Raw genomic sequence first — 10,988 nt, forward strand, 5'->3', positions numbered from 1 at the left:
CGATGATCGAGGTGCGCCTGCAACTGAAGTATTCCGGGTTTGCCCTGGACGTTAACCTGCAACTGCCCGGTCGCGGAGTGACGGCGCTGTACGGTCATTCCGGCTCCGGCAAGACCACCTGCCTGCGCTGCATCGCCGGGCTGGAACGGGCCGAAGAGGGCTTCGTGCAGATCAACGACGAAGTCTGGCAAGACAGCCGCAAAGGGCTGTTCGTGCCACCCTACAAGCGGGCCCTGGGCTACGTGTTTCAAGAAGCCAGCCTGTTCCCGCATTTGTCGGTGCTGGCCAACCTGGAATTCGGCCTCAAGCGCATCCCGCGCCAACAGCGCCGCGTGGAGCTGGACCAGGCCACCGAGCTGCTGGGCATCGGCCACTTGCTGGACCGCAATCCGCAGCACCTTTCCGGCGGTGAACGCCAGCGCGTCGGCATCGCCCGTGCCCTGCTCACCAGCCCGAGCCTGTTGCTGATGGACGAACCGCTGGCGGCGCTGGACAACAAACGCAAAAGCGAAATCCTGCCGTACCTCGAACGCCTGCATGACGAGTTGGAGATCCCCGTGCTGTACGTCAGCCATGCCCAGGACGAAGTGGCGCGCCTGGCTGATCACATCGTATTGCTCAGCGACGGCAAGGCCCTGGCCAGCGGCCCCATCGGCGAAACCCTGGCCCGGCTGGACCTGCCCATGGCCTTGGGCGACGACGCCGGCGTGGTGATCAACGGAACGGTTTGCGCCTACGACGCCCACTACCAGTTGCTGACCCTGCAACTGCCCGCGAGCCAATTGCAGATGCGCGTGGCCCATGCACCGCTGGCGTTGGGCAAACCGTTGCGTTTCAAGATCCAGGCGCGAGACGTCAGCCTCAGCCTGCAGGCCGAGGAACACAGCAGCATCCTCAATCGCCTGCCGGTGACGGTGACCCAGGAGATTCCCGCGGACAACGCAGCCCATGTGCTGGTGAGCCTGGATGCGGCCGGCACGCCGCTGCTGGCGCGCATCACCCGTTACTCACGGGACCAGTTGCAACTGCATCCCGGCCAGACGTTGTGGGCGCAAATCAAGGCGGTGGCGGTACTGGCCTGAATCCATTGGCACGACCGCAGAACCCTGCGGTCAATCAGAAATACCTGCCAAGGAATTTGCGCCATGCCCGATCCTGCGTTGCTTGCAGACCTGCCCCGCGACCTGCATTACGTCGACGATACCCAGCCCGGGATCTCCCGCAAAAAGCTGCGGGGCAAATTCCAGTACTTCAAGGCCGACGGCACACGCATAACCGATGCCGACGAAATCAAGCGCATCAACGCCCTCGCAGTGCCGCCGGCGTATACCGATGTGTGGATCTGCGCCGACCCGCGCGGCCATCTGCAAGCCACCGGCCGTGATGCCCGGGGGCGCAAGCAGTACCGTTATCACCAACGCTGGCGTGAGGTGCGTGACACCGACAAGTATTCCCGGCTGCAACAATTCGGCAGCGCGTTGCCCAAATTGCGCAAGCAGTTGGAAGCGCAGATCGCGGCACCTGGGTTCAATCGGGAGAAGGTCCTGGCCACGGTGGTGATGCTGCTCGACGCTACGCTGATCCGCGTCGGCAACACTCAGTACGCTCGGGACAATCGCTCCTACGGCCTGACCACCCTGCGCACCCGCCATGTAGACATCAAGGGCAGCGAGATCCTGTTCCAGTTTCGCGGCAAGAGCGGCATCGAGCACCAGATCACCGTCAAGGACCGGCGCCTGGCCACGGTGATCAAACGTTGCCTGGAATTGCCGGGGCAGAACCTGTTCCAGTACCTGGACGAGAACGGCGAGCGCCATACGGTCAGTTCCACCGACGTGAATGCCTACCTGCACAGCCTCACCGGCGCGGATTTTACCGCCAAGGATTACCGCACCTGGGCCGGCACGGCCCTGGCGTTGGCGGTATTGCGCGAGCTTGAATGGCAGCCGGAATCCGACGCCAAGAAGCATGTGGTGGAGATGGTCAAGAACGTCGCCAAGCAACTGGGTAACACCCCGGCGGTGTGCCGCAAGTGCTATATCCACCCGGCCGTGCTGGAGCATTTCAGCCTGGGCGAGCTGGCAAAGCTGCCCAAGCCCCGGGTGCGCAAAGGCCTGAAAGCCGAGGAAGTGGGGCTGGCGATGTTTCTGGAGCAACTGGCAGAACGCCTGTGAGTGCCCCAAGTCATTGCAGCCGAACGCAAAGCGTCCTACGGTAGTGGCCGGATAATCTCACCGAGGAACCCGGCCCCATGCTGCCTTCATCCTTGAAGCCCTACACCAACGCCGCCTTGCTGCATCGCCATAAATGGCGCGGGCGTGTCGGGCTGATGCTGGTGGCCAGCCTTTCCGTGCTGGCGGGGATGACCGACGCCATCGGCTTCATGGCCAGCGGCGATTTTGTCTCGTTCATGAGCGGCAACACCACGCGCCTCGCCGTGGCGATCAGCGAAGGCGACCTGGGCCTCACCGCGCGCCTGACGTTGCTGGTGGCAACGTTCATCGCCGGTAACGCGCTGGGCGTGATGGTCAGCCGTATCAGCCGGCGCCATGCGCTGCCTTTGTTGCTGTGCATCGCCACGCTGCTGTGCGGTGCCGCGGCCTGGCCGTTCGACGAGCAACTGCCGTCATTACTGGCGGCGATCATCGCCATGGGCATGCTGAATGCTGCCGTCGAAGAGGTGAACGGATTACCGGTGGGGCTTACTTATGTCACGGGGGCGCTGTCGCGATTTGGTCGCGGGCTGGGCCGCTGGATGCTGGGTGAACGCCGCAATGGCTGGCGCGTGCAACTGATCCCCTGGGTCGGGATGTTTGCCGGTGCGGTGATCGGTGCATTGCTGGAACACCAGATGGGGATTCGTGCGCTGTTGGTCAGCGGGTTGCTGTCGGCGCTGTTGGGGCTGGTGTCGCTGAAGATTCCCCGGCGCTGGCACCTGGGGTATATGCCACGCTAGAACAGAGTTGCCCGCCCGACGTTCCGGCCTCGACGTCCCTGTACCGGTAAAGAGCCGTCACGCCGGGCGAGCAGGAAAATACTAAAACAATGCCCGCGAGGCTGTCCGCAGGGCATTTCTGAACTTTTCTAACGCAACGGATTACAGACAAGTCGCCAGTGCGGCGAGGCGTCGCTTGGCCGGATAGTCATCCTGGGCCGCGTAATAATTCACGCTGGCACCCGCGCCCGCGCTGCGCACGTCGACAAAGTAATCGCCTGCCGTGGTGTAGATGGTGAAGCCACCGGCCTGCGCAGGTTCCATGAAGCCACCGGCATCCACGCCGAACACCGCTTCGTCCTGCCAACCGAACTGGATACATTGGGCAACCACCAGCGGGGCCTTGTCCGAGGCCAGGGTTTTATAGGGCGTACCGGTACGCGCCTCTTTCATCTTCGAGCCCGCGCAACCGGCCAGCGATGCCAGTACCAAAGCGCCAATTACCACCATCCGCATACCGAAGCTTCCTTGGAAAAAACGCGACTGTACCATTAGCAGGCGACACCGAATGATAATTGCGTCACCCTGCCGCCTACTTACGAACCCGCTTTTACCCGGAACCCCCATGACACCGAACGCCGAGCGCTACAACCCCTCCACCGACTACGCCGACAAGCTGATCAGCCGCATCGGCCAAACGCCTTCGTGGATCGCCAAACGCATCGGCGTGACCGACAAGCGCATCCGCTACATCCTGGACGGCGAGCGCACCGTCAAAGGCGAAAGCACCCCGATCCAGATGACCTACACCGAGCAATTTGCCCTGGAATGCCTGGCGGCGGAGGCGAAGGCCAACAAGCAGAAACCTGCAGGACCTGCACCCGAGGTGGCGTGAAAGGCAGTCATGGCATTATGATTGCACCGTTGGGCCTCACTGATGAGGCCCACGGGACACTACCTAGAAAGGAAGCCTCATGAAAGATTTCGTCATCGGCGTCAACAACACCGTTCTCTACATCGCGCTGGCTTTCCTGTGGCTTACAGGTCTGGTCGTGATGTTCAGCCAGAGCTTTCTGGCAGGCCTTGGCGCCCTGATTGGCGGCACATTGATTTGGTGCATCATTTCCGGCTTCTGGTTTGTGCAATCGGCGACTTACGACGAACTGCGCAAACTCAACGCAAAAAGCTGATGCAAAATCGCAGCCCGCTCGGGCTGCGCTCCTGAACACACGACGAACCGCCCCCTGTTTCCCCATCCGGGGAGGGAAAGCTGTCGCCAAACTGTCCGGAGAGTGAACTTTGTTTCACTGTGAAGGGAGACTTGGCCGCCTATAGTCGGCAGGCTCATTTTTAAGAAGTCTCCCTTCTAGCCCGCCCTCCCGCGGGCTTTTTTTTGCCTTGGTTTTGCGCCCCCCCGTAGCAGGAGTTTGCTGTTCAGAGCAGCCAGCGGAACAGATAGAACAGCGCCATGCTCAGCAACACGGTGATCAGCACGCTGCGGGTCCAGAACATCAACGCCACGGCGCACACCCCGGCCAGCAGGTAAGGGTTGCTCACGCTCAGGTTGAGTTTGTGGTCGGCCAGAAAAATGATCGGCCCACAGATGGCGGTGAGCATCCCCGGTACGGCAAACCCGAGAAACTCCCGCGCCCCGCGATTGAGGCGCACCGGCAGGCGCGGCTCGATGAACAGGTAGCGGTTGAGAAACACGATCAAACCCATGCCAAAAATCATCACGAAGATCATCGCTGCCCTACTCCCAGGCGCTTGCAGGCAAACCCCGCGCTCATCCCCAATACACCGGAGACCACCACCGCCGATTCCCAATGCAGGTAGCTCAGCCACACCGAGCACAGCAACGACACGGCGACACAGACGATGGTTGGCACGTCGCGCACTACGGGGGTGATCAGGGCGATAAAGGTCGCGGCAATCGAGAATTCCAGGCCCAACTGGTCGAGCCCGGGAATGCTTTTGCCGAGCACGATGCCGGCGAAAGTGAACAGATTCCAAATGATATAGAACGTCAGGCCGACACCCAGGGCGTACCAGCGGTTGAAGGTCTGGCGGTCATATTGGCTGACCAGGGCGAAGAACTCGTCGGTCAGCAAAAAGCCCAGGCTCATGCGCCACCGTGGTTTGAGCGGCGACAGCGTGGGACGCATGTGCATGCCGTAGAGCAAATGCTGGGAGGTCAGCAGCAAGGTGGTCAGCAGGATCGAAATCAGACTGGCACCGCTCTTGACCATGCCGATGGCCACCAGCTGTGCAGCACCGGCAAACACGATAGTCGATAGCCCTTGGGCTTCCAGCGGCGTGAATTGGGCATCGATTGCAGTGGAACCGGCCAGCAGCCCCCAGGGCGCGCAGGCCAGGGACAATGGAATGATCGCAATCGCGCCACGGGAAAAGGCGTTCAGAGGCAGAGCGTTAGGCATACACAACAGGCTCATCGACAGTCAGTCGACAAGCATGCCAGCGGTATCAGGGATTGTCTTGAACGATCGTGCTCAAGCCAGTTTGACCGACACCCGCTCCACCGCGTCCCGGGCTTCGCGCAGTTCGTGGGCGTCCTGGTTGAGCCGGTGGATGGTATTGAGCAGGCGCTGGCGCAGCACTTCATCGCTGAGCTTTTCGACGGCGCGCATCAGGTCAAAGGCCGCGGTTTCGTTATTGTCCGCGACGGAATCGAGGGTCTTGCGCAGGTTGCGAGTGGCACGGGTCACACGTTTTCTTCCTTCATCACCAATGGGCAGGCACTTTAGGACATTTGTGTTTCAGTTTAATTTCAACCACTTGTCGTCGATTGCCAGGCCGTTGACGCAGGTCAATCGAAACAGGATTTGACCGATACATATGGAAATACGTATATTCGTATTTCCATATGTATCAGGCCGCTGACCATGTCAGATCTTTTCTCCCCACCCAACGTCTTCAAATGCCTGGCCGACGCCACTCGCGCACGGCTGACGTTACTGATCCTGCGTGAAGGCGAACTTTGCGTGTGCGAGTTGATCCATGCTCTGGACGACAGCCAGCCGAAAATCTCCCGCCACCTGGCGCAACTGCGCAGTTGCGGGTTGCTGCTGGACCGTCGCCAGGGCCAGTGGATTTATTACCGCCTCAACCCGGCCTTGCCGGCATGGGTAACGGCGGTGCTCGACACCACTCTGCAAGCCAACCAAGCCTGGTTAAACACAGACGCCCAGCGTCTGGACACCATGGGCGACCGACCACAACGGGCCAGCGCCTGCTGCTGATCCTGCGGAGAGCTTTTCATGCTTGTAGCCGTTGCTATCTTCCTGTTCACCATCATCCTGGTCATCTGGCAGCCCAAGGGCCTGGGCGTAGGCTGGAGCGCCACAATGGGCGCGATCCTGGCCCTGGCCCTTGGCGTTATCAGCCTGGCGGACATCCCCGTGGTGTGGCACATCATCTGGAACGCCACCGGGACGTTCGTCGCACTGATCGTCATCAGCCTGTTGCTGGATGAAGCGGGCTTTTTTGCCTGGGCTGCCTTGCATGTAGCGCGCTGGGGCCGTGGACGCGGTCGGCGGTTGTTCGCGTATATGGTACTGCTGGGTGCGCTGGTGTCGGCCTTGTTCGCCAACGACGGCGCGGCACTGATCCTCACGCCCATCGTGATGTCGATGCTGTTGGCGCTGCGCTTCTCTCCGGCGGCGACCCTGGCGTTCGTCATGGGCGCCGGGTTTATCGCCGACACCGCGAGCCTGCCGCTGGTGGTCTCCAACCTGGTGAACATCGTTTCGGCCGACTACTTCAAGATCGGCTTCAACGAATACGCTGCCGTGATGGTGCCGGTGAACCTGGTAAGCGTCGCCGCGACCCTCGCCGTATTGCTATGGTTTTTCCGCCGTGACATTCCGCAAACCTACGACCCGGCCGACCTCGACGATCCCGCCAGCGCGATCCACGACCGCGCCACCTTCCGCGCCGGTTGGTGGGTGCTGGGCATTCTGCTGGTGGGCTGTTTTGCCCTGGAACCGCTGGGCATTCCCATCAGTGCGATTTCCGCCGCCTGCGCCACCCTACTGCTGGTAATCGCCGCCAAGGGCCACAAAATCTCCACTCGCAAGGTGCTGAAGGAAGCGCCCTGGCAGATCGTGATTTTCTCCCTGGGCATGTACCTGGTGGTCTACGGCCTGCGTAACGCCGGGCTGACCGACTACCTCGCGACTTGGCTCGACACCTTCGCCGGCTACGGCGTATGGGGCGCGGCATTGGGCACCGGCGTGCTCACCGCGCTGCTGTCTTCAGCGATGAACAACCTGCCAACCGTGCTGATCGGCGCGCTCTCCATCGAGGCCAGCCATGCCGTGGGCGTGGTCAAGGACGCGATGATCTACGCCAACGTGATCGGCAGCGACCTCGGCCCGAAAATCACCCCCATCGGTAGCCTGGCCACCCTGCTTTGGCTACATATCCTGGCGCGCAAAGGCATCACCATCACTTGGGGTTACTACTTCAAGGTCGGCATTGTGCTGACCTTGCCGGTGCTGTTGATCACCCTCGCCGCCCTCGCCCTGCGCCTGAGTTTCTGACGGAGTCCGTTTGATGAAAGTCCTGTTCATGTGCACCGCCAACAGCTGCCGAAGCATTCTCTCGGAAGCCTTGTTCAACCATCTGGCGCCGGACGGTTTCCAAGCCATCAGCTCCGGGAGTTTCCCCAAGGGCCAGGTGCTGCCGCGCAGCCTGACCACGCTGAAGGCCGCTGGTATCAGCACCGAAGGTTTGTACAGCAAGGGCAACGATGCCTTTGAAGGCAGCCCGCCGGACTTCGTCATCACCGTGTGCGACAAGGCCGCCGGGGAAGCCTGCCCAGTGTATTTCGGCCCGGCCATCAAGGCGCATTGGGGGTTGGAAGACCCGTCTGATGTTCAAGGCGATGAAGCCCAGGTCGACGCCGCGTTCCGCGCCACCCTGGAAATCATTGAACGGCGCTGCCGGGCTTTTTTCGCGATCCCGTTCGCCAGCCTGAACCCCGTCGAACTCAAGGCCGAGCTTGATCGCATCGCCGCGCTGTAACCGGAGAGCCTGATGAGCACCCTGCCCAACCTGCATCAAAACCTGTCCACGCCTCAACAATTTGAACGACCGCCACGCATCCTGCTGCTCTATGGTTCCACTCGCCCGCGCTCGTTCAGCCGCCTGCTGGTGGAAGAAGCGGCGCGACTGTTGCGGTACTTTGGCGCCGAGACGCGCATCTTCAATCCATCGGGTTTGCCGCTGCCGGACGACGCTCCCAACGACCACCCCAAGGTCCAGGAACTGCTGGAACTGATGCAGTGGTCTGAAGGCCAGGTCTGGTGTTCGCCGGAGCGTCACGGCTCGATGTCGGCGGTGTTCAAGGCGCAACTCGACTGGGTGCCACTGGCACTCGGCGCAGTGCGCCCAACCCAGGGCAAAACCCTGGCAGTGATGCAGGTCTGCGGCGGCTCGCAGTCCTTCAACACCGTGAACCAACTGCGGGTGCTGGGGCGCTGGATGCGCATGTTCACCATCCCCAATCAATCGTCGGTGCCCAAGGCTTTTATGGAGTTCGACGATCAGGACCGCATGAAGCCGTCGGCACTCTACGACCGCGTGGTAGATGTGATGGAAGAGCTGGTGAAGTTCACCCTGCTGCTGCGTGATCGCCCGGACCTGGTGGACCGTTATTCGGAGCGCAAGGAGAGTAGCGAGGCGCTGTCGAAACGGGTCAATCAACGGTCGATCTGAAGGCCTTTTCCGGCGTATGCTCGCGGGCAAACGTCCCTGCGAGCCACCTCAATGAGTTCCATGCAGCACGCCTGGCTGGGCAACTACGAAGTCAGCAGCACCTCGTGCACCGGCCTGACGTTTGCCCGCCACAGCCATGATGAATGCGTGATCGGCGTCAACCTGCTCGGCGAGGAACAGGTGTGGCTGGACCGCCGCACGTTCGAGGCCGGCCCCGGCAGCATCACCTTGTACAACCCCGGGCAGATTCAGGGCGGCGGCGCGGCCGAGGGGCAGCCGTGGCGGTTTGTCAGCCTGTATGCGTCTGCTGACCAATTGGCGGCTGACCTGGGCCTGGGGCATCTGGAGTTTGACCGTTCGCTGTGCTTCCAGCCAGAACTGGCGATGAAACTCGCCGGTGCGATTGAGGATTCGTTGAGTGCCGATCCGCTGACCAGAGAGCTAAGTGAGGACGCCTTGGTGGTGCTGCTTGGCGAGGTGGTCAGTTGCAGCGGCGTGCGGTTGCCTGGCAGCACGTCAGTGGGTCGCAGGATGGTGATCAAGGCCCAGGAATTGCTGGCTGAAAACCTGCATCAGGCCGTGGCACTCGATACCCTTGGTGACGAGTTGGGCCTGTCGAAATTCCATCTGCTGCGGGCTTTTCAGAAAGAAACCGGGCTGAGTCCGCGCCAGTGGGCGATGCAACTGCGCACCCGGCGCGCCAAGGGGCTGTTGCGCTCAGGCATTGCTGCATCGCAGGTGGCCCACGCCCTGGGATTTGCTGACCAGAGCCATCTGAACCGGCATTTTCGTGCGGCCTACGGCATTACGCCGGGGCGCTATCAACGCGTGCTCAAGGGCTGAAAAGCGCAATCTGGTTCAAGACGACTTCCGCACCCTTCCCTAAAATGCCGGCATTCACTGTAGGAGCTGGCTTGCTTGCGAAAGTCGTTAACGATGACGTGGGAAGCCTGGTGCTCTGCGGTGTCTGTGATTTCTTCGCGAGCAAGCTCGCTCCTACATGGGTATTGCGCATGTTGACGATCTTTTTTTCGGCGCTGGTGTTTGGGTTTGTGTTTTGCCTGTCGCCGGGGGCGGTGCTGGCGGAAACCCTGCGCCGTGGGTTGTTGCACGGGTTTACGCCTGCATTGTTGGTGCAGATTGGCTCGCTGGTGGGTGATGCTGTGTGGGCGGTGGTTGGGCTGACGGGCATGGCGTTGTTGATCCAGCATGAGTCGGTGCGGGTACCGCTGACGGCGGTGTGCGGGTTGTATCTGGCGTGGCTCGGGGTGCGCAGCCTGATGGATGCCTGGCGCCTGCCGGCAGCCGAAAGTGCGCCGGCCAGGTCCGGGCAGAATGCGCTGATGGTGGGGGCGGCGATTTCTCTGGCCAACCCGAAGAACATTGTCTATTGGGGGGCCTTGGGCAGCGCGCTGTCGGGGATAGTTGGGGCGACGCCGAGCCATGGGCAGACGTTGATGTTTTTTGCGGGATTCATGTTGGCTTCGGTGCTTTCGTGCTTTTTGATTGCAGCGTTGGTCAACCTGCTGCGGCGGAATGCTTCGCCTACGTGGCAAAGGGTTAGCTATGGTGCTTGCGGTGTGGTGCTGCTGTATTTGGCGATTTTGGCGTTGCGGGCGGTTTGAGGGGTGATTGGGTACATATCCGTTATTTAGGTAACGGCCGCCTATGGTTCCGCTCTTACAGCGGGTCACTTTTGGCAAACGCCCGGAATGCCGGCCCAGCCAAAAGTAACCAAAAGGTCTTTGCCCCACCACTCGGTGCCTCGCCTAGGCTCGGCATGCCCGCACTCCGGCCATCGTGGTTGACGGGGCCCGCAGATCAAAATCAAAAGCAGATCAAAAGCAGAGCACAGCGGCCTGCAGGCCGGCTTGAGTGTTAAGAGCGAAAGCAGAGCTGCTTTCCTGTAGGAGCGAGCTTGCTCGCGAAAAACCTGAGAACGCCGCGTTGAATCAGGATGCCAGCGTCATCGTTAACGACCTTCGCGAGCAAGCCCGCTCCCACATTTGGACCGTGCCCGCTTTAGATTCTGATTTTGCTGTTGCTGTTGCTGTTGCTTCACCACATTCAAGCCGGCCTGTAGGCCGCTGTGCCCTTGATCTGCTTTTGATCTTGATCTTAGGCGCCCCGTTAAACCACGCTGGCCGAACGCAGGCTTTGGAGCGTGGGTAACCCGGCAGGACGCCGGGTTAGCCGCGCTGGGCCAAGGATGGCCCATCGCGGCGGCCCACGCTCCAAAGCCGGAGTGAGGGCACACCGAGCCCAAGCGAGGTGCCGAGTGGTGGGGCAAGAGCGTTTTGCTTACTTTTGCGCT

At 61.2% G+C, this 10,988-nt stretch carries 15 protein-coding genes; 11 read left to right on the forward strand and 4 right to left on the reverse strand.

All coding sequences use genetic code 11. The features are described 5' to 3' along the window. Positions 1-2: 2 nt before the first annotated feature. The 3 genes from modC to AU074_RS20065 all read left to right on the forward strand — a co-directional run bounded on the left by modC (position 3) and on the right by AU074_RS20065 (position 2,956). The gene (modC, locus tag AU074_RS20055) at positions 3-1,082 is read left to right on the forward strand and encodes a molybdenum ABC transporter ATP-binding protein (protein WP_076016210.1); all 1,080 of its coding nucleotides are present in this window, start codon (positions 3-5) and stop codon (positions 1,080-1,082) included. 63 nt (positions 1,083-1,145) lie between these two features. Then, positions 1,146-2,174, forward strand: a complete 1,029-nt coding sequence (locus AU074_RS20060; protein ID WP_076016199.1) for a DNA topoisomerase IB — start codon at positions 1,146-1,148, stop codon at positions 2,172-2,174. A gap of 77 nt (positions 2,175-2,251) precedes the next feature. Further along, positions 2,252-2,956, forward strand: coding sequence for a YoaK family protein (locus AU074_RS20065; RefSeq protein WP_076016200.1), 705 nt, complete (start codon positions 2,252-2,254; stop codon positions 2,954-2,956). 141 nt (positions 2,957-3,097) lie between these two features. On the opposite strand, the gene AU074_RS20070 is transcribed toward AU074_RS20065, so the two are convergent. Then, positions 3,098-3,451: a hypothetical protein gene (locus AU074_RS20070; protein ID WP_003212599.1), complete on the reverse strand. Its 354-nt coding sequence runs from the start codon at positions 3,449-3,451 to the stop codon at positions 3,098-3,100. A gap of 109 nt (positions 3,452-3,560) precedes the next feature. On the opposite strand from AU074_RS20070, the gene AU074_RS20075 reads away from it, so the two are divergent. Further along, the gene (locus tag AU074_RS20075; protein ID WP_076016201.1) at positions 3,561-3,830 is read left to right on the forward strand and encodes a hypothetical protein; all 270 of its coding nucleotides are present in this window, start codon (positions 3,561-3,563) and stop codon (positions 3,828-3,830) included. 79 nt (positions 3,831-3,909) lie between these two features. Then, the gene (locus tag AU074_RS20080; RefSeq protein WP_076016202.1) at positions 3,910-4,125 is read left to right on the forward strand and encodes a hypothetical protein; all 216 of its coding nucleotides are present in this window, start codon (positions 3,910-3,912) and stop codon (positions 4,123-4,125) included. A gap of 244 nt (positions 4,126-4,369) precedes the next feature. On the opposite strand, the gene AU074_RS20085 is transcribed toward AU074_RS20080, so the two are convergent. The 3 genes from AU074_RS20085 to AU074_RS20095 form a co-directional block, all read right to left on the reverse strand. Beyond that, positions 4,370-4,681 carry an AzlD domain-containing protein gene (locus AU074_RS20085; protein WP_063030469.1) on the reverse strand — a complete coding sequence of 104 codons (312 nt, stop codon included), beginning with the start codon at positions 4,679-4,681 and terminating at the stop codon, positions 4,370-4,372. After that, positions 4,678-5,373 carry an AzlC family ABC transporter permease gene (locus AU074_RS20090; RefSeq protein ID WP_076016203.1) on the reverse strand — a complete coding sequence of 232 codons (696 nt, stop codon included), beginning with the start codon at positions 5,371-5,373 and terminating at the stop codon, positions 4,678-4,680. The genes AU074_RS20085 and AU074_RS20090 overlap by 4 nt, the downstream gene beginning before the upstream one ends. A 72-nt stretch (positions 5,374-5,445) precedes the next feature. Further along, a complete protein-coding gene (locus AU074_RS20095; RefSeq protein ID WP_003212603.1) occupies positions 5,446-5,661 on the reverse strand; it encodes a hypothetical protein in 216 nt (71 codons plus the stop codon). Positions 5,662-5,838: 177 nt separating this feature from the next. On the opposite strand from AU074_RS20095, the gene AU074_RS20100 reads away from it, so the two are divergent. The 6 genes from AU074_RS20100 to AU074_RS20125 all read left to right on the forward strand — a co-directional run bounded on the left by AU074_RS20100 (position 5,839) and on the right by AU074_RS20125 (position 10,299). Continuing rightward, entirely contained in the window at positions 5,839-6,195 is a 357-nt protein-coding gene (locus AU074_RS20100) for a metalloregulator ArsR/SmtB family transcription factor (protein WP_063030473.1), read from the forward strand. Between the two features lie 18 nt (positions 6,196-6,213). Continuing rightward, positions 6,214-7,497 (forward strand): arsenic transporter, encoded by a 1,284-nt coding sequence (locus AU074_RS20105; RefSeq protein ID WP_076016204.1) that lies wholly within the window; start codon positions 6,214-6,216, stop codon positions 7,495-7,497. Positions 7,498-7,510: 13 nt separating this feature from the next. Next, positions 7,511-7,981, forward strand: a complete 471-nt coding sequence (locus AU074_RS20110; RefSeq protein ID WP_076016205.1) for an arsenate reductase ArsC — start codon at positions 7,511-7,513, stop codon at positions 7,979-7,981. 12 nt (positions 7,982-7,993) lie between these two features. After that, positions 7,994-8,674, forward strand: a complete 681-nt coding sequence (arsH, locus tag AU074_RS20115) for an arsenical resistance protein ArsH (RefSeq protein ID WP_076016206.1) — start codon at positions 7,994-7,996, stop codon at positions 8,672-8,674. 51 nt (positions 8,675-8,725) lie between these two features. Further along, positions 8,726-9,517 (forward strand): AraC family transcriptional regulator, encoded by a 792-nt coding sequence (locus tag AU074_RS20120; RefSeq protein WP_076016207.1) that lies wholly within the window; start codon positions 8,726-8,728, stop codon positions 9,515-9,517. Between the two features lie 170 nt (positions 9,518-9,687). Then, positions 9,688-10,299, forward strand: a complete 612-nt coding sequence (locus AU074_RS20125) for a LysE family transporter (RefSeq protein WP_076016208.1) — start codon at positions 9,688-9,690, stop codon at positions 10,297-10,299. Positions 10,300-10,988 lie beyond the last annotated feature (689 nt).

Source organism: Pseudomonas sp. ATCC PTA-122608 (assembly GCF_001952855.1).
Taxonomy (GTDB): Bacteria; Pseudomonadota; Gammaproteobacteria; order Pseudomonadales; family Pseudomonadaceae; genus Aquipseudomonas.